23 protein-coding genes and 1 pseudogene are annotated in these 26760 nt (G+C 44.2%); 10 read left to right on the plus strand and 14 right to left on the minus strand.

Translation table 11 applies throughout. The features are described 5' to 3' along the window. A partial coding sequence (locus ACQY6Q_RS10935; protein WP_427981363.1) for a phospholipase A occupies positions 1-87 on the plus strand: 87 nt, incomplete at its 5' end. Between the two features lie 90 nt (positions 88-177). Here the strand turns inward: ACQY6Q_RS10935 and ACQY6Q_RS10940 are convergent. From ACQY6Q_RS10940 to ACQY6Q_RS10965, 6 genes are all read right to left on the minus strand, one after another. Next, entirely contained in the window at positions 178-999 is an 822-nt protein-coding gene (locus ACQY6Q_RS10940; protein ID WP_427981318.1) for a substrate-binding periplasmic protein, read from the minus strand. Positions 1000-1675: 676 nt separating this feature from the next. Continuing rightward, complete coding sequence (locus tag ACQY6Q_RS10945; protein WP_427981320.1) at positions 1676-2389, minus strand: FadR/GntR family transcriptional regulator; 714 nt, start codon at positions 2387-2389, stop codon at positions 1676-1678. A 534-nt stretch (positions 2390-2923) separates the two neighbouring features. After that, on the minus strand, positions 2924-3904 hold the full coding sequence (locus tag ACQY6Q_RS10950; protein ID WP_427981322.1) for an MDR family oxidoreductase: 981 nt from the start codon (positions 3902-3904) through the stop codon (positions 2924-2926). 118 nt (positions 3905-4022) lie between these two features. Next, entirely contained in the window at positions 4023-4403 is a 381-nt protein-coding gene (locus ACQY6Q_RS10955; RefSeq protein WP_427981325.1) for a hypothetical protein, read from the minus strand. A 23-nt stretch (positions 4404-4426) separates the two neighbouring features. After that, the gene (locus ACQY6Q_RS10960; protein WP_427981328.1) at positions 4427-5839 is read right to left on the minus strand and encodes an esterase/lipase family protein; all 1413 of its coding nucleotides are present in this window, start codon (positions 5837-5839) and stop codon (positions 4427-4429) included. Positions 5840-5995: 156 nt separating this feature from the next. Continuing rightward, the gene (locus ACQY6Q_RS10965) at positions 5996-7669 is read right to left on the minus strand and encodes a sodium:solute symporter family protein (protein ID WP_427981365.1); all 1674 of its coding nucleotides are present in this window, start codon (positions 7667-7669) and stop codon (positions 5996-5998) included. Positions 7670-8433: 764 nt separating this feature from the next. Here ACQY6Q_RS10965 and ACQY6Q_RS10970 point away from each other — a divergent pair. Genes ACQY6Q_RS10970 through ACQY6Q_RS10980 form a run of 3 tightly spaced genes read left to right on the plus strand, consistent with a single transcriptional unit; the run spans position 8434 to position 13162 of the window. Continuing rightward, positions 8434-10356: a PrkA family serine protein kinase gene (locus ACQY6Q_RS10970; RefSeq protein ID WP_427981330.1), complete on the plus strand. Its 1923-nt coding sequence runs from the start codon at positions 8434-8436 to the stop codon at positions 10354-10356. A gap of 18 nt (positions 10357-10374) precedes the next feature. After that, the gene (locus ACQY6Q_RS10975; protein WP_427981332.1) at positions 10375-11643 is read left to right on the plus strand and encodes a YeaH/YhbH family protein; all 1269 of its coding nucleotides are present in this window, start codon (positions 10375-10377) and stop codon (positions 11641-11643) included. 7 nt (positions 11644-11650) lie between these two features. Next, a complete protein-coding gene (locus tag ACQY6Q_RS10980; RefSeq protein ID WP_427981334.1) occupies positions 11651-13162 on the plus strand; it encodes a SpoVR family protein in 1512 nt (503 codons plus the stop codon). Positions 13163-13207: 45 nt separating this feature from the next. Here ACQY6Q_RS10980 and nhaD read toward each other — a convergent pair whose 3' ends face one another. Both nhaD and ACQY6Q_RS10990 read right to left on the minus strand, forming a co-directional pair. Continuing rightward, positions 13208-14623, minus strand: coding sequence for a sodium:proton antiporter NhaD (gene nhaD / locus ACQY6Q_RS10985; protein WP_427981337.1), 1416 nt, complete (start codon positions 14621-14623; stop codon positions 13208-13210). Positions 14624-14677: 54 nt separating this feature from the next. Beyond that, entirely contained in the window at positions 14678-15835 is a 1158-nt protein-coding gene (locus ACQY6Q_RS10990) for a GGDEF domain-containing protein (RefSeq protein ID WP_427981339.1), read from the minus strand. A gap of 107 nt (positions 15836-15942) precedes the next feature. Here ACQY6Q_RS10990 and ACQY6Q_RS10995 point away from each other — a divergent pair, with 107 nt between their 5' ends. Then, on the plus strand, positions 15943-17154 hold the full coding sequence (locus ACQY6Q_RS10995; protein ID WP_427981341.1) for an aminotransferase class V-fold PLP-dependent enzyme: 1212 nt from the start codon (positions 15943-15945) through the stop codon (positions 17152-17154). Next, the gene (locus ACQY6Q_RS11000; RefSeq protein ID WP_427981343.1) at positions 17147-17542 is read left to right on the plus strand and encodes a SufE family protein; all 396 of its coding nucleotides are present in this window, start codon (positions 17147-17149) and stop codon (positions 17540-17542) included. The genes ACQY6Q_RS10995 and ACQY6Q_RS11000 overlap by 8 nt, the downstream gene beginning before the upstream one ends. A gap of 3 nt (positions 17543-17545) precedes the next feature. On the opposite strand, the gene ACQY6Q_RS11005 is transcribed toward ACQY6Q_RS11000, so the two are convergent. The 4 genes from ACQY6Q_RS11005 to ACQY6Q_RS11020 form a co-directional block, all read right to left on the minus strand. Then, positions 17546-17803, minus strand: coding sequence for a hypothetical protein (locus ACQY6Q_RS11005; protein WP_427981345.1), 258 nt, complete (start codon positions 17801-17803; stop codon positions 17546-17548). Between the two features lie 128 nt (positions 17804-17931). Beyond that, entirely contained in the window at positions 17932-18372 is a 441-nt protein-coding gene (locus ACQY6Q_RS11010) for a hypothetical protein (RefSeq protein WP_427981347.1), read from the minus strand. A gap of 149 nt (positions 18373-18521) precedes the next feature. Then, positions 18522-20258, minus strand: coding sequence for a sodium:solute symporter family protein (locus ACQY6Q_RS11015; protein ID WP_427981349.1), 1737 nt, complete (start codon positions 20256-20258; stop codon positions 18522-18524). Beyond that, positions 20259-20510: a DUF4212 domain-containing protein gene (locus ACQY6Q_RS11020; RefSeq protein WP_040306877.1), complete on the minus strand. Its 252-nt coding sequence runs from the start codon at positions 20508-20510 to the stop codon at positions 20259-20261. Positions 20511-20910: 400 nt separating this feature from the next. On the opposite strand from ACQY6Q_RS11020, the gene ACQY6Q_RS11025 reads away from it, so the two are divergent. After that, a complete protein-coding gene (locus tag ACQY6Q_RS11025) occupies positions 20911-21885 on the plus strand; it encodes a substrate-binding domain-containing protein (protein WP_427981351.1) in 975 nt (324 codons plus the stop codon). Positions 21886-21900: 15 nt separating this feature from the next. Beyond that, positions 21901-23829, plus strand: coding sequence for an ATP-binding protein (locus tag ACQY6Q_RS11030; protein ID WP_427981353.1), 1929 nt, complete (start codon positions 21901-21903; stop codon positions 23827-23829). A 48-nt stretch (positions 23830-23877) separates the two neighbouring features. Here the strand turns inward: ACQY6Q_RS11030 and ACQY6Q_RS11035 are convergent, their stop codons facing one another. Both ACQY6Q_RS11035 and ACQY6Q_RS11040 read right to left on the minus strand, forming a co-directional pair. Then, the gene (locus ACQY6Q_RS11035) at positions 23878-24150 is read right to left on the minus strand and encodes a hypothetical protein (RefSeq protein ID WP_427981355.1); all 273 of its coding nucleotides are present in this window, start codon (positions 24148-24150) and stop codon (positions 23878-23880) included. Positions 24151-24233: 83 nt separating this feature from the next. Then, positions 24234-25283, minus strand: coding sequence for a porin (locus ACQY6Q_RS11040; protein ID WP_427981357.1), 1050 nt, complete (start codon positions 25281-25283; stop codon positions 24234-24236). 305 nt (positions 25284-25588) lie between these two features. Between ACQY6Q_RS11040 and ACQY6Q_RS11045 the strand changes: the two genes are divergently transcribed. Further along, positions 25589-26257, plus strand: a complete 669-nt coding sequence (locus tag ACQY6Q_RS11045) for a tRNA (adenine(22)-N(1))-methyltransferase (protein ID WP_427981360.1) — start codon at positions 25589-25591, stop codon at positions 26255-26257. A gap of 150 nt (positions 26258-26407) precedes the next feature. Further along, positions 26408-26760: pseudogene (locus ACQY6Q_RS11050) on the plus strand (inosine/guanosine kinase); the annotation flags it as partial.

Here is a 26760-nt window from a genome sequence, read left to right on the forward strand (position 1 = left end):
AAGTACTTTAATGGCTACGGTGAGTCGCTAATTGATTACAACAAGTCCAATCAAAGTATCGGTATTGGTATTGCGATAAACCAATAAGGCTAGCGCGTTACTCTCAGCTATAGCGACTAAATGCGGGGGAAGCAGGTAACCATACTATATTACTGGCTCTTCTGTTCTGGTCTTTATCTATCTGCATGCTGAGCTACAGGTTGAATAGTATTTATCAACAATGAGCTTATATTGCGGAGAATCACGAAGCTCTCTAATAGAGTCCCATATCGCTTCAGCGAGCTGAGGATTCTCATGCACGAATTGATGAGAAAACATTAAAAAGTAATCTTTTGCTGCAAAAGGAGGGGATATTTTAATGATGTCTTTAAATTCCTCAGGCTGTAACTTTATTTGGAAATCGGTCATCGTTGCTATATCCGCAAAAGCAGCAATCCTTCCCGCTTTGAGCATCATTAATCCATTCACTTGCGAACTCACTTCATACACCGGCACTCCAAGTCCTTCTATCGTTCCAATAACAGCGTACCCTCTTACCGCTCCAATATCTCCATTAAGGTTTGTTAATGCTTGACCGTCCCATTGTAGAGGTGAGTCTTTATGTTTATAGAGAGCATATGACTGCGACATGATTTTCCGACTAACATCTAGTAGACCATTTTTCATGGGATAACGACCAATTTGTAAACGATCCGGCTTGAAACTAGCGTGGAAAATCCCATCAGCCACGTTGGCTTCTACTTCCTTAAGCCCTCTCAGCCAGGGCCTGCGTTTAAACTCAATGTCTATGTTTAATTTACTTTCTAGTAACTTTAAGACTTCTAGGGTGATTCCAGGCTTTCTCCAATCAATATCACTGCCTTCACCTAAATAAAATGGCGGATTAGGTTTTACTTCATAAACCAGCGTGATTTTCTTTTTCGCACTCTCTGCCGCAGATATCGGCAAGCTTAAGAGCAATAAAATGAAAATAAATCTCACCATTATTTGTACATCCATGTTTATTTAAAATGCTAGCGACGACCCAGATGCGCTATGAAAATATATGGATGTCGATCTCCTCAACCAAGGTCTGGCGTTTCCAAATTTGAGGGTTCCAGGGTAAACCCCAATTTTGGATTAACACACCGCCACACAGCACGACAATAGACATCCTTTCAGTGGTAAACCACCGATTTGAGAGCTTTGAAGAGTAAGTTCTATGCTTGTCCTCGAAATCGTCATAATGACTTCAACAGCTGTTACAGAAAAAGCTAAATGACAATACCAAGACCATATTACTTGCTTGATTGCTTGCTCTTCACTCTTAAGCTCTACAAAGCGCAAATATAGATAGTCCTCATTAGTGTAGCTCACTTCCCGCTCATTCCCTTGCGGAGGACTTCATAAAATAGGTTTTGTCGCTAACATTTACAATCACTCCCATTTCAAGTAATTTTTTAACAAAAGCGCATTACCCAGACTTCCGATTAGCCCTAGTCAGCCCAGTCTAGGCCTCATTTACAACGATTACTAAATAACCACAATTACCAAAGAGATAAATAGAAAAAGAGCTTAACGAGCCAAGATTTGGCCGGTAAATTTAATGCTTCTAATAACAACAACGCGAAGAAAAAAGCCGCTGTTAATAAGCGGCTTTCATCTTAATTGTGACACATTAACCGTCGTTGAAAGGCTAACTCGGCTGCATGCCTTGATTATATTTGTCTAACAAAAGCAAATTGGCTTGGCGCGCTTTCTCGGCATTGCCAGCCATAATGGCATCATAAATTGCTTTATGTTCTTCAATAAGCGGTCCGCTTTGCTGTGAGGCGCGGTCAATAAAACTGACAAACATCACCCGTAATACGTTAGCAAAAGGAATATAAAAACGATTCTCAGTGGATAAGAAAATTAAACGGTGAAATTCCATATCCAAGTCAGCCCAAGCGCTTAAGTCTCCATCGCTTGATACTGAGGCCATCATCGCCTGAAAGACTTCCGATAAGCGCATGCGTAATTCGGCTGTGGCATTACGCGCAGCTAAGGCTGCCGCTTCAGGCTCTATAGCACGCCGTAGCGCTAAAAACTCACGGTAAGCAAACTCGGTATTTTCTAAGCCCAACATCCAGTCAAGCAATTGAGGGTCTAAAAAATTCCAATATTCGCGGTCTCGCACTCGCGTACCAATTTTGGGCCGAGACTCAAGCAAGCCCTTAGAGTTCAGCAATTTAATCGCTTCTCTTAAGGCGGTTCGGCTAACACCGAACTGTTGGCACAACTCCAATTCGCCGGGAATAATACTGCCCTGCACTAAGCTTCCCGATAAAATTCGCCGAGCAATCTCTCTGGCGACCTGTAAATGCAGGCTACGAGCAGCCCCTTTTATAGGTGTAAAACCATTAGACATAAATGAACCTTGAAGAAATATTGTATTAGCCATAACCATTGGGCAATAACCATGGCTAATAAAACAGTTAACCCATTAAGTATGACTAATGTTACTGCAAATGCTCTATTGCACCTAGCCCCAAACAACATATATGTTCAGTTGTTCGCGATAATTTCCCCTCTGCTGCCAATAAAGCGTCAAGCAAGGCTCGCCCTCTATTCACGTTTTCTAATTGCAGCAATAACTTAACAATAAAATTTCATTTTCTTAAATATATAAACAGCCGCTTAATCTATTCCAACAACGCCAAATATTCGGCATAGCACAGCCATTAGTTGACTAAGTTTTCGCCTATTTAAGACAAACAAAGATCCGGCTTTGAGGTTAAACAACCTTAAAAATAATACAATATTTAGGCTAGTTAGCTGAACGTTCGCCCTCTACAAAACTTGCACTCATAAGCAATAAGGGAGGCCATAGGCGCAAAAGACTCCAATAAAGAGCAATAAAAAACCGACATAAAGCCGGCTTTTAAGCAAATTAGGAATGTGCTTACAGCTTTATCACCACGCGACCAGTAACCTGGCCATTGGTGATAGCTTCTGCGTATTCTGGCACTTGCTCCAAACTAACTTCGGTACAAGCTTGCTGATAATAGCTATCGGGTAATAGCTCGGATAAACGTTGCCACGCTTTAACCCGTTTCGCGCTAGGACAATTCACCGAATCAATGCCTAACAAACTCACATTACGCAAAATAAATGGCATTACAGTAGTAGGCAAATCAAAACCGCCAGCTAAACCACAAGCAGCAACAGCACCGTTGTAGTCAATTTGCGCCAAGACTTTGGCCAACATGTTGCTACCCACTGTATCCACTGCGCCCGCCCAGAGCTGCTTCTCTAGGGGCCGAGCCGCCTCGGCAAATTCAGCTCGGTCAATCACGCGGCTAGCGCCTAAGTCGGTGAGTAATTGGCTATTTTGCTCCACTCGACCTGTTACTGCGGCAACTTGATAACCTAATTGAGCCAGTAGACACACTGCAACCGAGCCTACACCGCCACTAGCGCCAGTGACTAAAACCTCGCCAGATTCAGGCGTGATACCGGCATCAACCAATGCTTGTACACATAACATGGCGGTAAAACCCGCAGTACCGATGATCATGGCTTGTTTGGCCGATAAACCATCGGGTAAAGCAACCAACCAATCGGCTTTTAGGCTGGCTTTTTCAGCCATTCCGCCCCAATGTCCTTCACCGACCCCCCAACCGGTAAGCACTACTTTATCGCCGCTGGCAAAACGTGGGTCGTGTGAGCTTTCTACCTGTCCGGCGAGGTCAATACCGGGCACCATCGGAAACTGGCGAACAATTTTACCTTTACCAGTAATAGCTAAGCCGTCCTTGTAATTAAGCGAAGAGTAGTCAACTTTAACCACCACATCTGTCTCGGGAAGCGCGCTGTCTTCCAGTTGCTGAATACTTGCTTTCGTTTGTTTCTCAACTTGCTCGAGTACCAGTGCCTTAAACATAGCTTAACTCCAAATAGTAATTAAATTTAGTGGCTTAGAGTGTAGCGTGCCTTACGCTAGCAATTAAGTAAATGACAAAATAATGCCGGTCAATCAGCTCGCGCTAAATAGCTAAGCGTTATATCGACAAGCCAGACACACAATAAATCACTTGCTGATCAGAACTAATACAGTGCAGTTCATCTTGCAAAATGGCCTGCGGCAGTGCAAATGCTGGCTGCTGATTAAGTAAAATCTGTGTTTGCTGCCGTTCGCCATGTTCATGAATAGCCGTGCCGTCGGCTAAAGACCAATAAATATCCATGCTGTTAGCGTTAGCGCAAATCTTAATATCGCAGCTAAGGCTTTGTTCCTGGTCGCCACTATACCGCCAACATTGAAATGGCTGTTCTGCACAGCTGGCCTGCGAGCTGTGGCTATAACTTAGCAACAATAAAAATGCGCTCAACAAATTCCAAGGAAATACCTTCACGATTAATCGCTTAATTACATTTTTCAAAAATAACTCACCTTTATAGGGACTTAATCAAGTTCGTTGCCTGAGGGTTTAATGCCTTTAAAACTGGCTCTAGGTTTGTCTGCAGCAACAAAACGAAACACATTTTCATCCACTTCTCGATGCAAGCTAATGTCTAAGTAGCAGGTTTGATTAGCGGCAAATACCTGCTCAATGGCTAAACCTTCAGAGCGAAACTGGGCATTGTGGTAAAAGCTAAACCCCTTACTGGGACGGGCCAATACCTGAATACCAAAACAGCCATCTTTAATTTGCGACATCTTATCGGCATCAAGATAGTAAACCAAACAATGCGACTGAGTATTCATTTGCTTGTCGACTAAAAATCCCTTGGGTAGTTGGTTGGGTTTATAGGCCTTTCCAGCCAACAGCAAAATATCATAGTCATGATGTTCTATAGTCTCACCATATTGGTCGCACACTCGAATCACCAGCATGCAGTACCTCGCCATTGGCTGTTTTTTATCTGTTGGAGGCAATGCCTGTTGCTGCTTGGTAAACAACTGCATCTCGGCGGAACGCTGTTGGTAAGCGTTCGCGCTATCTACCTTTAAGCAGGCGAGCAACTGTTCTACCAACAGTTGATGTTCAGCACTACCCGCCTTATTGGCCATAATGCCCATTTTTCGCCCCGAATGGCTAAATTGACTAAATACCGCCAAGGGTACAGCTTGGGCAATACGCACCGCACGACTATCGCTGGCTCTAAGTTGGTAACATTTGGGAGTTACTTTAGCGATCCGCTGCGGCGATTGCTGTAACGCCAAATAGCGGTAATTCATATTCGCTCCCGCCACTCGTACTACCCCGTCAGACCCAGCTTCAACCAAATAGCTATTTAGAAAGTCGTAAAACTTGCTGTCGATGGCTTGCCCAATAAAAACAAAGGGATAACAGCCTTTGGCCAAATAATTGTAGTGTAGGTTGCGCTGATTCAAACGCCACTGCCCCTCACTGCCTAGACTTAACCAATCAAGTACTCTCTGCCCCGGTTCTACACCTGAAAACCACGCTTTAATTCTACCAACTCGCTGCTTGCCAAGTGCCGCTAAACTCGAGCCATGATTGGCTGGCGCCAACATCAATAAGTGTTCTAAAGGAAGTGGCTGAACGCTATTTTCAGAATGATACTTATCCAGCCAATAACGAACTACTGGCCCTCCTGTGGAATGAGTAATACAAGAAAAGGGCTGAAGGCTTGGCCGATTATCGGGCAGATCTTCTAAAGCTCGCTGCATTGCTCGGGCTATATCATCCATAGACACTTCATCATGGAAGCTGATGTATTTACCCAAATAGATGTGTTTGATATCGATAGATAAACCTAGCGCCTTGCCTACCGTAGCCAGAGACTGGGGTAAATCACCGTAGCTAGAAGTATGGGTCACGCTCCAGCCATGCACAAATATGAGTCTCATGCGATAACATCCCTGATATTAGCTTACCTTGGCTGCAACAACCTCAACCCAGCCCCAATTTGCATTCATTAAAACCAGCATTACATCTGCCTTTAAAGCCTAGTTGAAGTGGGTAAAACTGGCGATAAGCAAACGAGCTTAGCTGCATATATGCCACTAAGGTCGACGTAAGCGCAGCACCATGGCCTGAGCCGATAGCGGTGCCGGCTTACATTTATATTGAAGCAATAAGGCAATAGCAAAATTAAGCAACATACCCACACTACCAATACCCTCGGGAGAAATGCCTAATAGCCAATAATCACCATAGTTATACTGAACCGCCAAAAATTTAAAGAAGACGATATAGGAAAAGCTGAAGCCAAAACCCACCAGCATGCCGGCCAATACCGCTGGCCAGCCTATTCGCCGAACAAAGATGCCCAAAATGAGCGCCGGAAACAAGGTACTGGCAGCCAAACCAAACGCTATTGCAACTACCTCGGTAACCAAAGCTGGTGGCCGCACTCCCAGATACCCCGCAGCGACAATCACCAGTACCACCGAAATACGAGCAATTTTTAATTCCTGCCGTTCAGTTAAGTTATTGGCGTAGGTCTGCTTTACCAAGTCATGAGCGAGGGTACTACTAATCACCAGTACCAATCCTGCGGCCGTTGATAACGCTGCCGCTAAACCACCAGCGGCTAGCAAAGCCACAACCCAATTGGGTAAATCGGCCAATTCAGGAGAAGCTAACATCACGATATCTGGATTAATAAACACCTCATTGCGTAGGTCTCCCGAATAAAATAAGCGCTGATCGCCGTTATTATCGGACCAATTGACTAAGCTAAGTTGTTGCCAGTTATCTAGCCATGCGGGCTGCTGCTCTATTGCCACTCCGAGCAGTTCGCTGCCATTAATTGATTGAATAATGTTAACCTTGGCAAACGCACCAACCGCAGGCGCAACGCTATATAACAAGGCAATAAATGCCAAGGCGTAAGCGATCGAAATACGTGTATCTTTGACTCGGGCAACGGTATAAAAACGGATAATAACATGAGGCAAGCCAGCCGTGCCCATCATCAAAGCTGCGGCTATGGATATCCTATCCAGCATCACTTGATGACTTTCAGTAAACAGAGAAAAGCCCAACTCAACAGACAGAGCATCGAGCTTATCCAACAAGTAAACGTTGGTATCATGCAAGTTTGCGCCCAGCCCAAGTTGCGGCAACCATTGGCCAGTTAGGCTGAAGGAAGTAAAAAAAGCGGGTAACAAAAAGGCAAAAATTAACACGCAATATTGGGCAACTTGAGTATAGGTAATCCCTTTCATGCCTCCCCATACGGCATATACAAACACGATAATCACACCTAACAATACACCTAGGGAGATATCAACATCTAGGAAACGGGCAAAAACTAAACCGACTCCCCGCATCTGTCCGGCCACATAAATAAATGAAATAAATACCGTAAAGACCACCGCAACGATACGCGCACTTGCGCCAAAACGGCGCGCAAAAAAACCGGCTACGGTGTATTCGCCCAACCGTTTTAAGTAAGGCGCCAACAACAAGGCTAGCAACACAAAGCCACCGGTCCAGCCCATTAAATAGACGCTACTGTCGTAGCCCATTAAAGAAATCATACCGGCTAAAGAAATGAACGAGGCCGCAGACATCCAATTAGCCGCACCAGCCATGCCAGTTGTTAAGGGGTGGATCCGCCCACTAGCTACGTAGAAGTCTCCAGTGGTAAAAGCCTTAGCCCAAACCGCGATAATCAGATAAAGAGTAAAACTCGACGCAATAAAAACAAATGCCCAGGTTTGAATATCCATGTGTTGTTGTCGTACACCCTTGGCTAACACTTCAGCCCAGCTATACCACAAACGAAACCGGAACAAAGTTAACAAAATGTTACATAACAACTTAGAAGCTTATTAAACCTTTTAAACTTAGACTTTGGTATTGAACGCACGGACCGAACGAGCCAGCAAATTGCAAAGCTCAACAAAAATCTATACAGCACTGATTTATAAGACAAAAGAAACAAAGAAAGGCAAAGCTATCCTTTAGTCTAAACTGGCGCGTTAAAATGCAACAAACTCAGACCTAAACGATAAGTTCAAAAAAAAGCTCTTGCAAAGCAAGAGCTAATGGAAACGTGCTTATTAGAAACCTTCAGCACTACTCCCCTCGATGTAGTGCTTGCCGACCAAAGCTAGAAGGTTCAAGCTACAGTTCTAAATTAGCACGATGCAACAGAATATCAATTAAATATTTTACATTTCATTAACTTTATGTGAACAAACTAACAAGCTGAAGAAACAATGATTTTCTTAATGGTCACAATGACGATTAAGGCTTAAAACAGACATGAAAGCTAGATTTAAGCCGCTGGAAAGGCTCATTAAAACAACGAAGAGGATCAACAATCTACCCTAACACAGCCACCGAGATTGACTCAAGCTTGCTAAAAAATTGCTTATTTTTTATTAATTTATTTTTACTTTGGTATAAACTTATTTTAACGCTTCATGAAATCTCTTGTTTCCAAATTCTATCTTTTTTAACAGATAGCTTGTTTTAGGAGGCCTAGGCCATGAGTATCTTTGACCATTATCAACAGCGTTATGAGCAAGCTCAGGAAGAGGAGCTGTCGCTCGACCAATTTCTCACTCTTTGTAAAGAACAGCCCAGTACTTATGCCAGTGCTGCTGAACGTTTATTGCTTGCTATTGGCGAGCCCGAAATGGTGGACACCTCTAAAGATCCACGTCTCAGTCGGCTGTTCTCGAATCGCGTTATTGCTCGTTATCCCGCTTTTAAAGAATTTTATGGTATGGAAGACAGCATTGAGCAAATCGTCTCCTACCTCAAACATGCCTCTCAAGGCCTAGAAGAACGCAAACAAATTTTGTACTTATTAGGTCCAGTGGGTGGTGGTAAATCGTCATTGGCAGAGAAACTAAAAGCCTTGATGCAACAAGTGCCTATTTATCGCTTAAAAGGTTCACCGGTAAACGACCATCCGTTCTGTTTATTCGACCCCAATGAAGACGCGAATATTCTTCAGCAAGAGTACGGCATTAATAAACGCCACCTAAAAACCATTATGTCTCCTTGGGCAGCCAAACGGCTTAAAGAGTACGGCGGCGACATTAGCAAGTTTAAAGTGGTGAAATGCTACCCCTCTATTTTGCATCAAATAGCCATTGCTAAAACCGAACCGGGGGACGAAAACAACCAGGATATTTCCTCTTTGGTAGGTAAAGTGGATATTCGCCAGCTTGAGCATTTTGCTCAGAATGACCCCGACGCCTATAGCTACTCTGGAGCACTATGTCGTGCTAACCAAGGCTTAATGGAATTTGTCGAAATGTTTAAGGCGCCAATCAAGGTGCTACACCCACTATTGACGGCCACTCAAGAAGGTAACTTTAATGGCACCGAGGGGCTCTCGGCGATTCCCTTTGAAGGCATCATTCTTGCCCACTCCAATGAATCTGAGTGGCAAAGCTTTAAAAACAACAAAAACAACGAGGCCTTCTTAGACCGGGTTTATATCGTTAAAGTGCCTTATTGTTTACGGGTAAGTGAAGAAATCAAAATCTACCAAAAACTACTGGATAACAGTGAACTGAGCACCGCTAAGTGCGCCCCTAGTACGCTTGAATTACTGGCACAATTTTCGGTGTTATCTCGACTTAAAGATCCAGAAAACTCCAGCATTTATTCAAAAATGCGCGTCTATGATGGTGAAACGCTTAAAGATACCGATCCTAAAGCTAAATCCTATCAAGAGTACCGCGATTTTGCTGGAGTAAACGAAGGCATGGAAGGTTTATCCACTCGCTTTGCCTTCAAAATCTTATCCCGTGTATTTAACTTTGATACCAGCGAAGTTGCGGCTAACCCGGTACATTTGTTTTATGTACTAGAGCAACAAATTGAGCGTGAGCAATACAGCCAAGACGTGGCAGACCGTTACCTAGAACACCTTAAAGGTTATTTAATCCCTAGGTACGTAGACTTTATAGGTAAAGAAATTCAAACCGCCTATTTAGAGTCTTACTCTGAATATGGGCAAAATATCTTTGACCGTTATGTCATCTATGCTGACTTCTGGATCCAAGATCAGGAATACCGAGACCCTGATACTGGTCAGCTATTTGATCGGGCGGCACTCAATGCCGAGCTGGAAAAAATTGAAAAACCAGCCGGCATCAGTAATCCCAAAGATTTCCGTAATGAAATCGTTAACTTTGTATTACGTGCCCGAGCCAGCAACGATGGTAAAAACCCCAACTGGACCAGTTACGAAAAACTGCGTACAGTCATTGAGAAGAAAATGTTCTCTAATACCGAAGATCTGTTACCGGTTATTTCCTTTAATGCCAAAACCTCGGTGGACGATCAGAAGAAACACGATGATTTTGTCGCCAGAATGATGGAAAAAGGTTATACCCGCAAGCAGGTGCGTTTGTTATCTGAATGGTATTTACGCGTTCGTAAATCTTCATAGATTTGATGGAGGGCGCCTATGGCTCATTTTATCGATCGACGTTTGAACGGCAAAAATAAAAGCGCGGTTAACCGCCAGCGCTTTATTCGCCGTTATAAAAGCCAAATAAAGCGCGCAGTTAACGATGCGGTGAATCAACGCAGTATTCAAGATCTTGAAAACAGCGAAAGCATCAGTATTCCTCATAAAGACATTACCGAGCCCTTCTTCCATCAGGGAGAGGGCGGCCACCGCCAACGCACCCTACCCGGCAATGACCAATTTGGCACCGGCGACAAAATTGAACGCCCACCGCAAGGCGAGGGTTCAGGTAGCGGCGATGGAGATGCCAGTGACCAAGGAGAAGGCAACGAAGACTTTCAATTTAATATTTCCAAAGACGAATATTTGGATATTTTATTTGATGATTTAGAACTGCCGAATCTGCAAGAAACTGACGTAGACAGTATTGTCGAATACAAAACGGCCCGCGCAGGCTTCACCAATGACGGCGTTCCGGCCAACATTAATGTGGTTCGTTCTTTGCAAAATTCGCTCGCTCGGCGCATGGCAATGGGCGGAGAAAAACGTCGTAAATTACGTGCTTTAGAGCAGCAATTACTGGAGCAACAATCCGATCCTCAAGTGCCGCACAGCGACATAGAGGCATTGAAAAAAGAAATCGCAGAATTAAAACAAAAGCTCGCCAGCATTCCCTTTATTGATACTTTCGATCTTAAGTTTAATAACTTCGCCAAACACCCCGTGCCAAGCAGTCAGGCGGTCATGTTTTGCCTGATGGATGTGTCTGGCTCGATGGATCAAGCCACTAAAGATATGGCCAAACGTTTCTACTTATTGCTCTATCTGTTCTTAACCCGTAGCTATGAAAAAATCGACGTAGTATTTATTCGCCACCATACCCAAGCCAAAGAAGTGGATGAACAAGAGTTTTTCTACTCCCAAGAGACTGGCGGCACCATCGTTTCTAGTGCACTTAATTTAATGGAAGAAATTATTCAGCAGCGCTACCCCAAAAATCAATGGAACATCTATGCAGCACAAGCCTCTGACGGTGACAACTGGGCCGACGACTCCCCCAAATGTCGACAAATTTTAGAAAAACATATTTTGCCATGTAGCCGTCATTACGCTTATATCGAAATCACCAATCGCGCCCATCAAAGTTTGTGGCACGAATATGAGCAACTCACTGAAATTTTCTCCAATTTCTCTATACGGCATATCACTACACCCGACGAAATATTGCCGACCTTTAGAGACCTCTTCAAAAAAACAAGTGTGTGAGGGCCAAATGAGCAAAAAAGACCTGTTGCCCGACGGTCCAGACTGGACCTTTGAAATGCTGGAGCTCTACCATCAAGAAATTGAAAAGGTGGCCCAGCATTACAAACTCGATACCTACCCTAATCAAATTGAGGTGATTACCGCTGAACAAATGATGGATGCCTACTCCAGTGTTGGCATGCCTATTGGCTATCATCATTGGTCTTACGGTAAAAAGTTTATTCAAACTGAGCAAACCTACAAACGTGGCCAAATGGGCCTAGCTTATGAAATCGTAATTAACTCCGACCCCTGCATAGCCTATTTAATGGAAGAAAATACCATGCCAATGCAGGCGCTAGTGATCGCCCATGCGTGTTTTGGCCACAATAGTTTTTTCAAAAATAATTATTTGTTTAAAGCCTGGACCGACGCCAGTTCGATTATTGATTACTTGGTATTTGCCAAAAATTACATCAGCAAGTGCGAAGCCCGCTATGGCGAGCAAGCCGTAGAAGATTTACTCGATTCCTGTCACGCATTAATGAACTACGGTGTAGACCGCTACAAACGCCCCAGCCCCATTTCCCTAGAAGAAGAAAAGCTGCGCCAAGAGGCTCGCGCAGAATACCTACAAAGCCAAATCAATGAACTGTGGCGAACGATTCCCACTAAAGGCGAGCCTGCAGAGCAACAACACTCGCACTTTCCAGCCTCACCAGAAGAAAATATTCTTTATTTCATCGAGAAACATGCACCTCTACTGGAAACGTGGCAACGAGAAATTGTGCGTATTGTACGTAAGATAAGCCAATACTTTTATCCGCAAAAACAAACCCAAGTGATGAATGAGGGCTGGGCCACCTTTTGGCATTACACCATTACTAACCACTTGTTCGACCACGGTAAAGTGAGTGAACGTTTCATTCTAGAAGTGCTGCATAGTCATACCAATGTGATCATGCAACCGTCGTACAACAGCCCCTATTTTAGTGGCATTAACCCCTACGCGTTGGGCTTTGCCATGATGAGCGATATTCGCCGCATTTGTGAAGACCCTAGCGAAGAAGACCGCCGTTGGTTCCCTGAGATTGCTGGTAGTGATTGGTTAGAAACGCTGCACTTTGCTATGCAAAACTTTAAAGACGAGAGCTTTATTAGCCAGTACTTGTCGCCCAAAGTGATCCGCGACCTCAAGCTATTCACCCTTGATGACAATGAAAACAAACCCTATCTGAAAGTCAAAGCAATTCATGATGACCATGGCTATCAGCAAATCAGAGAGTCGCTAAGCGCCCAATATAATCTCAGTAACATTGAGCCTAATATTCAAGTGCACAACGTTAACCTGCGGGGCGATCGCTCCTTAACCCTGCGTTACATTCCTCATCAGGGAATCCCTTTGGCTAAAAGTAAACACGAAGTCATCAAACACCTGCACCGGCTTTGGGGTTTCGATGTCATCTTAGAACAAGTGGATGAACAAGGCGGAGTAAGAGAAATAGCCCGCTGCCCTGGCGAGCTGGTAAGCGAGTCATAAAATAAGCCACCTTAGGTGGCTTATCTCACGTGCTGTAGTGGCTACTTAAAATAAATGGCTGTTAATGATTAAATGGCAAGCAATGGACGCGGCATACCCCAAGGCAATAACCGGTGTCCAACGTAAATGACTGATAAAAGTATAATGCCCGCGAGCTTGCCCCATTAAAGCGACTCCCGCAGCCGAACCAATCGACAACATGCTACCGCCCACACCAGCGGTTAAGGTCACTAATAACCATTGCCCTAAAGACATACTGGGTTCCATGGTGAGTACCGCAAACATGACCGGAATGTTATCCACAATGGCACTAAGTCCGCCCACTGCAATATTAGCGTAAGTAGGATCCCAATTGAGGTACATCACATTAGAAGCCATTTCCAAATAGCCAATGAAACCCAAACCACCTACACATACCACTACCCCGTAAAAGAATAGCAAGGTGTCCCATTCGGCACGCGCAACCCGGTTAAAGATATCAAAGGGCACCACACTACCCAGCGCTTTTAAGCGCGCATCATTGCGCTGAGCAATCGCGTTAACGGCTTTTTTATGAAGGCTTCTAGCCAACGTTTTCCGCAAGAAAAAACCAAAAAATTGTAAGTAACCCAAGCCCATCATCATGCCCATAACCGGAGGCATGTGGAATAAACTATGGCCTAGCACAGCGGTCAGAATGGTAATTAAAAACAGCAGTACAATACGCCGAGCACCACGTTTTAACTCCACCGTTTCATTCTCAGCTTCCACCGCATCAGACGATACAAACATCGACATAATTAATGCAGGCACAACAAAATTAACGAACGAAGGTGCCAGCAAATCAAAGAACTGGCCAAACATCACCAAGCCCTTTTGCCACACCATCAAAGTAGTAATATCACCAAAAGGGCTAAATGCGCCCCCAGCGTTGGCACCTATCACAATGTTAATACAGGCCAAATTGATGAAGCGACTGTTGTCCTTAGCCACTTTGGTGACCACCGCACACATTAGCAGCGCCGTAGTTAAGTTATCGGCTACTGGAGATATCACAAAAGCCAAGACACCGGTTAACCAAAACAATCGGCGATAACTTAAGCGTTTACTGACTAACCATGCTCTTAAACCATCAAACAGCCGACGCTCCTCCATGGCATTGATATAGGTCATGGCCACCAGCAAGAACAACATCAACTCAGAAAACTCTAATAAGTTATGGCGAAATGCCTCAGTGACCAAATGTTCCTGGCCACTGCCCCGATAATAGATAGCGATAAGAAACCAGATTAAACCCGCCGCCACCAATACCGGCTTGGACTTGCGTAAATGAATCACTTCTTCGCTCATTACTAGTAAATAAGCGAAAGCAAATATCACAAGGGCGGTATAGCCCACCCAAGAATCGACCAAACTGGCGCCTTCGGCGGCATAACTTGCAGAAGAAAATAACATTAACAACATGGACAACAATATACGCATTGCTTCCCTCTCCTTAGGTAAATGCTCATTTGTTTAGACGATAATGGATCAGCTCTATGAGCCGTAACTTAGCGTTTTTGTATTAGTTTGCTTATTCATCGCCTTAGAGGCGTTTTTAAGTAAGGTATCCAAACTGCAAAGTGGGCCTTCAACGCTAGCCACACTTAAGCGTGAACCTAAATGAAATGAATTAGGAAACGCCATCCAGAATTCTTGCTCCAAAGCGTGTTGGATCCGTTCTGCGGTATCTAAAGCTTGATACAAGCCCGCTTCCGGCAAGCCAATCAACAATTGTTCGTTCTCATAACGAGCCAACAAGTCTATTTTCCGTAACTGTGCTTGTATAAAAATAGCGAATTGAACCAATAACTTATCAGCCTCTTCTGCACCTAATTTATCACGGTAAGCAGAAAAATGAGTGACCTTTATCAAAACTATAGAATAGGCATTTTGATAACGAGAGCTACGTTCAATTTCCTGATTAGAAAACTGTTTAAATTGCTCAAAGCTGGCTATATCCGCCACGGTGTCAAGGCTTGGCAAAGGGGCCTTAGCAAGGGCTTGTGATGACTGATTGAAAGCACTTTCCTCTGGGCTGAATTGCTGCTGATATAGATACTCAAGACGCCAAAAGCAATGAGAAAAATACACCATTGCTGACCCCACTAGTAAAAACAAACTAACACTTGGCCACTGCGAAGCAAAACCTAATTCGGTATTGCTATACAAGCCAAGGCCAAACACGCTAGTCGCTAATAGCACCGCCATACTCAGCAATATAGGCATATACAAACTAAGTAACATTAGCGGCAGACTAAATAATAGCAGTATGCCAACTCCCGCAGAGAACAAATCCGGCGTTTGTTTAACTAATAAAGTAAACAGCATTCCATGCAAGCCAAGCAGCGCGACAAACAGTGCATAAGCTATACGCGGCGAGCGCAATTGCCCACTTAGCATCAGCCCGACTCCATGAAACGCTCCCCACAGCAACAATAGCAGCAAGTTGTACCAAGCCCCACCCCACCACCAGTTGTGCAACACTTGCTCCTGCATGATGTAGCCCAACATCAATAAACAATAAAAACCATAAATACCAATGAAGCGTCGACGTTGTTTGCTCCACAACATCTGGGCAAACACGTGCTCTTGCTTTGAGGAAAAGCCCAATAAGACTGTTTTCCAAGAACTTAAGCCTTCTGCTAGCGGCATAGTGTAAGGCGCTCCCTGTCGGTAATTAAAAACAACCTGATATAAACTAGTGTAGGTGCAAACCTAAGGATACAATAAGGGTTTTAGTTGCCGAGTTTAGAATCATTGTGACCTCTCTTAAGCATACTCCTTATCGCCAATATTTCCCGTCGTTGACCACGAATAATCAACTCGCTTATCTCGACAGCGCAGCTTCGACTCAAGTCCCCGAAACGGTGCTTTCGGCGATGGATAATTATTATCGTAAAGGGCATGGAAATGTGCATCGAGCTAGTCACAGCTTCGCTAGATTAGCCACCAATGCCTTTGAATCAGCAAGAAAATCCATAGCCAAATTCATCGGAGCACAGTCTCAGAATATTATCTGGACCAGTGGCAGCACCCAAGCTTGTAATTTACTCGCGAGAGGTTTAGCACATCAGCTTAAGCAAGGTGACGAAATTTGGATTAGTGAGTTAGAACACCACTCTAACTTAGTCCCTTGGCAACAACTAGCCAAACAACAAAAGGCCAAATTGCGAGCCATTCCAATTCTAGAAAATGGCGATTTAAACCTAGCCTACTTTAGAGAAAACCTCTCAGATAAGTGCAAAATTGTCGCCGTTTCGCAGGTGTCTAACGCCATTGGCTCCATTCAACCGGTGCCAGAAATTTCACGGCTAGCCCACCAAGTCGGTGCCAAGGTAGTGGTTGACGGCGCGCAGGCAATAGCCCACTTAGCAGTTGATGTGCAACGCCTTGGTTGTGACTATTATTACTTTTCAGGACACAAACTGTACGGCCCCACCGGTATTGGTGTCTTATATGGAACAGAGTCCGCATTAGAGCTGCTAGAACCGAGCAATTTTGGCGGCGAAATGATCAGCAAAGTGGCGATTGAACAAAGTGAATGGAATACTCTTCCCTATCGTTTAGAAGCGGGAACTCCCAACATTGTCGGGGCTATAGGCTTAGCCGCAGCAGTTCAGTTTTTAGATCAATTCCCCAGCCAACAACGGTTGCAGCATGAACGTGACTTGCTCAGCTATGCACTCCACAAACTACAACAACATCCAGCTGTAGAGCTAGTGGGACAGCCGATGATGCGTACCGGCTTAATTGCTTTCAATTTACGTGGCGTCCATCCTCAAGACGCTGCCACCTTGTTCGACCAATACAATGTGGCTGTGCGATGCGGCCATCATTGCGCAATGCCTTTAGGCAACAAGTTGTCTCCTCAAGGTAGTATTCGCTTATCCTTGGGCTTGTACAACGATCAACAAGATATAGACCAAGCCTTAGACGCCATCGATAAAATCATGGAACTATTTGATGAATAAAACACCGCAAATCGATCTAAGTTTGGCGCAAATAGAACAGCTCTTTACCCATTGCCAAGCTTGGGAAGAACGTTATCGCCAACTATTATTGCTGGCCAAACAACTACAGGCCATGCCAGAGCAATACAAAGAGCCGCAAACATTAGTGCAAGGTTGTGAAAGCGAGGTGTGGCTTCACCAACAGGAGCAGCAACTCTACCTCGACAGTAACGCCCGCATCATAAAGGGCCTAATTGTTATTGTATTAGCCTGTTATCAAGCGCAGCCGCAAAACGCACAAACGGTTTTCAAGAAAACGTTAGAATCACTAGGCTTAGCCCACCATTTAAGTGATTCACGAAACAATGGGATCCGCGCAATATGGCAGAAAATTGAGCAGCTAAGCTAACCGCTATTCCTCACTAGGAATGGTATAAGTGCGGCGTTTCTTAGTTTTAATAATCACTTGGGGTTTATTACCGGCCTCTTCGCGAACGGCTCGGTACTCACTACGAGGAATGGCCTTGGGTTTAGTTGGTTTAGCCGTTGCTTCTGGCTTCGGCTCTTCCGCCGGTCGGCTAGTAACACCATAAGTAAAACCGCAATCGCGACAAGCCATCAGGGCGGGTTTGTGGCCACCACATGATGGACATATTTGATTCGAGCTCACTTCTACTTCCTATATTCAGTTTATTTAGATGAACAGCAACCTTAAGTGTATTGGATCATATGGAACTAATCACAACAAATTAAACATTTAATGATCTGCTTCCATCTTTTGCCGCCATCGAGAGAGCTTTAGCGCACTGTTTGACTATAAAATTCGCTAATATATTTACCGCCTTTTATGTTAGCAATAATACGCAATTTGTAACTATCTCCCTGATTAGGGATTAAGCTACGTATGTTAGTAACACTTTGCCAGTAATAAGGGCTATCTTGCATACTCATTGGGTAAGCTGTGACGTCATTGGAACTGCTCACGATGAACAAGGTGGTACTATCTAAGGGAAAGGTTGAATTAACAATGGTAGTGCCAGCGTCATCACTAATATTGATTTTAAAATCACCTGACTCCAATACACATTTTTGGTTGATGATGTCGCAATGCCCAGATGTTTCTAACTGATAAACCCTATCTTGCTGCGCATCATGTTCCAAGTAAATATCGGATGCAATGTAGCCACCGATTGCTAAAAAAGGCATGACCAATAAAGCCAATTTGGTATGTCTATTCATTAATACATCCTGTAAATAACGAGCTGTAACCTTTGTTACGATTTGCCACCTTACTCTACCTCAGTTTATCAATAACCTACTGTTAAGAGCTTCATAAAAAAGGCTCCATCAGGAGCCTTTTGCGAACCGTAACTTATTGTTGTTGCGGATTAATGGTCATGCGCCGCACCAGCACCATGAGGAATACGGAAGTTGTCCACCATATCCTGAATGTGCTGAGGAGCCGGACCGGTAAGCTTACATACAGCAAAAGCTACACCGAAGTTTACCAAGGCACCCACTACACCAAAGGCGTTAGGTGAAATACCCAAGAACCAGTTTGGTCCCATATCACCTAAGAACGAAGTACCTGGAATAAACATAATACCTTTATGCTGGAATACGTAGAGCATGGTAACACCAATACCAGAACACATACCCGCAATCGCCGCTGTACCACTCATTTTCTTAGCGAAAATACCCATCATTAACGCCGGGAAGATGGACGAAGCAGCCAAACCAAAGGCCAGTGCTACGGTACCTGCTGCAAAACCAGGTGGGTTAAGCCCTAGATAACCAGACACCAGAATCGCTAAGGTCATTACAATTCGTCCGGCTAAGAGCTCACTCTTATCGGAAAGGTTAGGCGTAAGCACCCCTTTCATTAAATCGTGAGAAATAGAGGAAGATATTGCCAATAACAAACCAGCTGCAGTAGACAATGCCGCCGCTAAGCCACCCGCCGCTACTAAAGCGATAACCCAGTTTGGCAAGTTAGCAATCGCAGGGTTCGCCAATACCATGATGTCACGGTCAACTTTCACCATCTCGTTGGTTTCTTTGTCGGCTACATACTGAATACGTCCATCACCGTTTTTATCTTCAAACTGTAATAGTCCAGTATTTTCCCAATCTTTAAACCATTGAGGACGCTCATCGTATACCAAGTTGTTACCCGCTTCTGGAACAATGGTGTTCATTAAGTTGAAACGAGCCATTGCGCCAACTGCTGGTGCTACGGTGTATAGGATGGCAATAAATACCAAAGCATATCCAGCCGAAGAACGCGCCGCTTTCACAGTAGGCACCGTAAAGAAACGCATAATAACGTGTGGTAAGCCAGCAGTACCAATCATTAACGACATGGTATAGGCAAACATATTTAAGGTGCCGCCAAGGTTGTCAGTAGTGTACTCTTTGAAGCCCAAATCGGTGACCACCATGTCCAGCTTGTCTAACAGGTAAACCCCACTTCCATCAGCCAAGGTACTACCCAAACCAATTTGTGGAATAGGGTTGCCAGTTAATTGCAGTGAGATAAACACAGCAGGAATGGTGTAAGCAAAAATCAGTACACAGTATTGCGCAATCTGGGTGTAAGTAATCCCCTTCATACCGCCAAGTACCGCATATACCCAAACCACAGCCATACCAATGTATAAACCGTTATCGTATTCCACTTCTAAGAAGCGAGAAAACGCAACGCCTACCCCTTTCATTTGACCAATGATGTAAGTCAGCGAGGCAATAATCAAACACAGTACCGCTACAATCCGAGCGCCCTTAGAGTAATAACGGTCGGAGATAAACTCCGGCACCGTAAACTTACCGTGTTTGCGCATATACGGCGCTAGTAACATCGCTAGAAGCACGTAACCGCCGGTCCAGCCCATTAGAAAAACAGAGCCGCCGTAACCTAGGAAAGCAATCAAGCCGGCCATAGAGATAAACGATGCCGCACTCATCCAGTCGGCCCCGATTGCCATCCCGTTTTGTATTGGGGTAACGCCACCACCAGCCACATAAAAATCACTGGTAGAAGCTGCTCTAGCCCACCATGCAATAGCGAAATACAGCCCAAAAGAGCCAAATACGGCAATGTATGTATAGAGTTTTAGCTCGTCCATTTATGACTCCTCAACATGGTATTTTTTATCGAGCTTATTCATTTTGGCGGTATACCAAAAAATCAAAGCTACAAAGGTATAAATCGAGCCCTGTTGCGCAAACCAGAAACCTAATTTGTACCCTCCTAAACGGATTTCATTTAGCGGTTCAACAAGCAGTAAACCAAAGCCAAAAGAAACCACGAACCATATGACGAGACAGGTAAATATTAGACGCAAATTTTCTTGCCAATATGTAGTCTGTTCTTCCATGTCACTTCTCCGAGCAAGCTCCAATGAGCATTGCAGTTTATGTGGTAAATGTAACTAAACTGTTAAGACTCAATGAGCGAAATCAATCTCTAGCTACAACTGTTTAGCAATCGAAAACCAACGCTATTTAAGTCTATCGAAGAAAAAGTTAACAAAACGTTAACAGAACAGGTATTAATCTTTAGTCTAAGCTGTGATTTATTAACTGAAAAATGAGATCTAGGTTAGCTTATTGCAGCAAAATCTCCGTCACTCTGCCTTACGCCCTCACGATAAACATCGCGAAAAATGCCAGCCTGAGAGTTAAGTATACTTTCTACAACAGGAACGGTTGGCTAACTGGAGCAATTAAACCAAGTCATCTAGTATCAAATAAGTATCTATAATTTGGGGTAAAACTGTGACAGCAAAACAACTCACTAGCTACATCACAAGCTTGTTAGCGGTGTTCTTATTGGCCTGCTCGCCCGAGCCCGAAGAGAATGTCACTAGCACTGAACCAGTGCCAGAAACTGCACCATCCCCACGACCAATGAAAATAATGCTGCTGACTAAATCTCAGAGCAATCCCTACTACGTGATGATGGAACAGGGCGCGCGTGGAGCCGCCGAGCAATTGGGTGTAACCTTAGTTGCCCGAGGAACCCCCAATGAAACCCACGTAGCACTGCAGAAAAAAATCTTTCTTGGTGCAAAAGAAGAAGGCTTTGATGCCATCGTATTTGTCCCCTCTAAAACCGCCCAATTGCTTCCTACCATCAAGCAGGTGCAAGACCAAGGCGTAATATTGGTCAACTTAGATGACAAGATAGATCCTATTCAGGCAGAAAAAGTAGGTTTGAGTCCCATCCCATTTGTTGGCATCGATAACCAAGAAGCAGCACAGGCTATGGCTAATGCGGTATTGCAACGCAATCCAGATATTAATGCCGCCTTTATTGTCCTTGGGCCACAATCATCTTCGGTATCAGAAGCCAGAGCAGAAGGCTATCGTAGGGCTTTAGCCTCTCAGCAACGGCAAGTGTTAGGGGAAGCAAGCGCCAATTGGCAATATGTTGAAGCCTACGAGTTGAGTGACAAGTTATTACAACAACACCCCAACATTGATGCCTTTTTCTGCGCTAATGACGTCATGGCCATTGCCATTAGCAAGCTACTAGAAGACCGCAGCAGAAACGACATAAAAGTCATCGGCTATGATGCTATTCCAGAGGCACAAGCTCTGGTAGAGCAAGGAAAATTAGCCGCCACTTTGGATCAACAGTCAGACCAACAAGGCGCACAAGGCGTAAGAACAGCGGTAGCCCTGCTTAAAGGAGAACAGGTTAAAGCCGAAAGTTGGGTATTACCGGAATTAATCATTAAGCCGCAATAATCAGAGGCGTATAACTTGATACAGTTCTTTTCAAGCTGGTTTCATAGTGTAAACGGAAGGCTGATTTTTTTCTGGCTCCTCGGCAGCTTATTTCCAGTGGTATTACTGGGCGGCACCACTGCTTATATCAGCTACTATTACATTCGTGAACAAGCCATGCGCTTTGCTAGTGAAATAGCTAAAGAGAAAATTCAATCGGTAATTAACCTGCAAAAGCCGGTAGTATCGGTGAGTAGTCATATCACCTCTGACTCGAATATGCTTGATACGGTATTTGCCGATACCTCAGACTCATTCATCAATGAGATAAAGATAAACGCATTAATTGAAGACGGCCTCGCTCACTACTTTAGCTTAGACGGACTCAGCTCTATCTCTTTGATTCTTAATGAGGGACGTAGCTACTCTTTAAGTATTGAAGTGGAAATGGCTGATATTGATTGGCCAGAGTTTCAACAGCAGTTAACTGCCTGCTCAACCTTTTCCGAAAGCCAGCTATGTTGGCCAGGTATTCAAAACAACATCAATATTAAATCTCAACACAAAAAAATTATTCCCGCCATTAAGAAAGTGTATCGGCTTAATGAGCAAACTATGCAAGAGGAACACATTGGCTATTTATATATGGCCTTTTCTACGCTGTCTTACCGTAAGATGCTAAAGCAAGAAAGCAGTGATGAGTTGCCGCTATTGGTAGTAGACCAAAACAATCAGGTCATATTTTACGACCATAGTGAGCTGACTGGCCAAGCGGTCCCCAGTAACATGCTACCCAAGCAAAATGGCGTTCCCTACAAAACCAGTATAGATGGTCAGCCCTTTTATCTGGTTAGCCATGCCTCGAAAATCTCTGGCTGGCGCTTCATTATTTTGGTACCCGAGCAGCAAATACTACAGGGTATGTATCAAACCTTAACTATCGCTGGCACCCTAACCCTGCTTTCATTGGTGTTTATTTTATTTGCGTGGCTCAATGTTAGACGCCGGGTTCTCAAACCTCTACAGCTGCTAAGCTTGGCCATGCGCGACAATGCAGCTAGCCGCCCTAGCTACCGAGAGAATAAACACCAACTCAAAGAGATCCACACGCTTTTTTATTGGTATAACAAATATGTCGACATAGTAGAGCACCGAGATAAACAAGCAGAGCAGCTGCGCGCCGCCTACGATGAACTCACTCACACCCAAGAGCAACTCATTGAAAGCGAAAAAATGGCGGCCTTAGGTAAGTTAGTCGCGGGGGTTGCCCACGAGATCAACACCCCGCTGGGGGTCAGCCTTACTTCACTAAGCTACTCTCAAGGACTACATCAAAAATTGCAGGAACAATTCAGTAACGAAACACTAAAACGCTCTGATTTAGAAAAATTTCTAGAAAAAAGTCAGCAAGGCGTAGACATTGCCATCAACAACCTCAACCGCGCCTCGGAGTTGGTAAAAACCTTTAAAAAAGTCGCCAGTGATCAACACATTGAAGAATTACGCCGTTTTTCTCTGGCCGATTACCTCGCCAATACGGTTACCAGTCTTGAGCCCAAACTAAAACAACAAAACGTGGTGATTGAATGGACTTGTGACGAAAGCATCATACTAGAAAGCTATCCGGGGCTACTTTGGCAGGTGTTTTCTAACCTAGTAATGAACTCGCTAATTCACGGCTATGAGCATAAAGAAAAGGGCACCATAAGCATTCAGGTAGAAGCGCTTAGTGAATGGGTCAAAATTGTCTATCGAGACGATGGCTGTGGTATGAGTGAAGAAGTAAAAAGTAGCATCTTTATGCCATTTTATACCACCAAGCGGCACACTGGAGGCACCGGCCTAGGCATGCATATCGTCTACAACATGGTCTCACAGAAACTACAAGGCTCTATTAGCTGCGAAAGCCAACTGGGACTAGGAACCACTTTTGAGATCACCCTACCGCTCAACGCTAAGCATTAAAGGCAACACCAAGGCTTCTTTACTCTAGTGGCCATGAATTTGGATTAATTACAAGCAAAGCGCTAATTCGCTGCTATCAATCGGGGTATCTTGGGAAGACATTTGTACATAGCCATCATCGGCTATCGACACCTCTCGACCATCGCTAAGAATTAAATAATAAGACAGATTCACTGGGTCAATTTTAAGTTCACCTTTTAAGAAGCAGCCTTCTTTAAATACCACGGTAGTGTCGGGCTGCGAGTAAAACAACGCATAAACTCGTGGGCCAAAATTAACCAAAGCAATAATCACTAAGAAGGATAATGCCAACCACTTCATCACTTGTCTCTCTTAAAAAAGAGCCGATTGTAGCAGCTTTTAGCCTGGCAAACGCAAAAAGCTGCCCAATACCAGTCGTTATGTTAGAAGAAATAACGGGCCTGTATCGACATTTCGTCTTGTTTCATATCAATGCCCTGCGCGTCTTTATTCTCTAAGCCAAATTTATACTCCAGAGCCACCAATACTTGGCTTGGCTTCCAGCCAAAACCAAGCAAGGCATAACTGAGCTCTCCTTGGCTGCCTTGGCTTTTATCTTCTAAACCGTTATAACCGCCATAAACATGGTATAAGCCCCCCTGCATGTTATACATAACGATCAGTTCTACCCCGGTGGCCTTATCGGCAACATCACTGAAGTAACTAGATAAGTTTTTATACTCTCCGTACGCCCCTGCCAAATAAACGCTGTCAGATTCGTAAACCAAACCCAACAACCATGACTCTGCGGTATCTTGGCTAGCATTGCCGACATAATTGCCGTTGTTACTGTTATAGCCATTTTCCGCGTAGGCTAAACCCAAAGACATGCCGAAATCAAAATCATAGGTACCACTAACTTGGTAGCCGTAATCTCTGGCTGAATCGTCATTCTCAAATTGGTATTGCAAACCTAAATTAAAGCCACCGAACGAGTTGCGGTAAGTAATTGCATCGTCTGCTCGCCCCATACCCGACTCATCGCCGCCGTTACGCCCGTCATAAGTGCCTGAGGCATCACCCCCAAATTTCCAAAATTGATCGGTCCATACCGCGACATCATAGTAAGCTGACCATTGCTTACCGATTCTAATTGAACCGCCACTGTCACTTTGAAAATAGATATTGCCCAAACGGTTATTAAATAAGGGATCGGATTTCTCCACCGCATTAAAGCCCCATTCCAGCTGAGCACCGGCCAGCCAGTTGGGATTTAAAGCATGTTCAAAACTAAAACGGATCCGCGAGGCGCGATCTTGTAATTCAAAGGAACTATCACTATCTTCACCGCTGCCATACCCCTCCTGATAAAAAGCCTCTACACCTAAATAACCCCCGATATTGACGGTTGATGAATCACTCTCATAAATGGTTACTGCCGAAACACTGCTCGCCACCGAACTAAGCACTAAACCTGCCACTAGCTTTTTCATATTCACTCCTTGATTGAGCTTTCATAAACTCTTAACAATAAGTAGGAGAAAATGTGCTAGACAGTTTTCTCCTACAATTCAGCGTAGTAACAAAGCTTAAGCCGAACAAATTTAAATCAAAATTTACTCAATAAAAAACCAAAACAGCGAAAACTTAACCTTAACTACTGAAATCAAGCCCAAGAAATAAGATCTATTGAGACAAGCCCGGCTATTTACCAAATATTTGGTTAAAATGCCCGCCAATATATTCTTTGCAACCAGCAATAATGAAATTAAAGCTAATGGTCATTACGGAGTATTAGGTGAAACTAAGCCCACGTTTAAATGCAATCAATCAACTGGTTACTCAACCCTACACTCATATTTGGGATTGTTGTTGTGACCACGGCTTTTTAGGAGCCCACCTACTTCTACAAGGCATGGCCGAAACCGTGCATTTTGTCGATAGTGTTTCGTCTATTTGCCAACAGCTAGAGAACAAGTTGACCCGCTTTAGCCCGCCCACTCAGAACAACACTTCACCACATTGGCAAGTTCATTGCGCAGATGTAGCTAGCCTAAAACTAGCGCAGAGTGCTCGCCAACTGGTGATTATTGCCGGCGTAGGAGGGGAGCTAAGCATCAAGCTTCTTACCGGTCTACTTGAACACAATGCTCAACTCGACTTTGATATTATTGTTTGTCCAGTACATGAACAGTTTCAATTGAGACAGTTCCTCATCACTAGAAACCTCAAGCTAATTAGCGAACAAATTATTGAAGATAACCAGCGCTACTATGAACTGCTGTATTTAAGCCGCCATGCTAAGCAAGCTTTAACAAGCACCGGTGAAATGTGGAACTTGCGGCTGGACGCCCATCAACGCTACCTTGATAAAACCATTCAACACTATCAGCAGCGAAGCCGCAGCCGCCCCCACCCAGCCTTGTCAGCCTATCTAAAAATTCAACAAAACCCCGGTATTGCTTAGTTTTATATAAGGCATTAACCAATAACTAAGATATAAGTCGCTAGCATTTAGTATTTGAGCAACATTTTACTTTACCTATGCTAAAATTATGCCGATAAACCAGCCAGCATTGCAGCGAAGCATCATCTTTAATTAACTAAGTGATAAAAAATGAAATTTCCCGGTCAACGTAAGTCAAAACACTACTTTCCAGTTGAGTCTCGCGACCCCCTCACCAACGAACTCAACCCAGTGTTACGCCCTCAACATACCCACATCTGCGGCATCGACCAAACCCTCGTCGATATTGAGGCACACGTTGACCAAGCCTTTATTGAGCGCCACCAGTTAATCAAGGGAAACTCTTTATTAATAGACGATGAGGCCGCACAACGACTCTACCAAGAGCTACAGCAAAACCAACTCATTACCGCTGAATTCGCTGGCGGAACCATTGGCAATACCCTACATAATTACTCAACCTTAGCCGATGGTCGCTCAGTCATGTTTGGGGTAATGAGCCA

It is taken from the genome of Agarivorans sp., from assembly GCF_050295395.1.
Taxonomy (GTDB): domain Bacteria; phylum Pseudomonadota; class Gammaproteobacteria; order Enterobacterales; family Celerinatantimonadaceae; genus Agarivorans.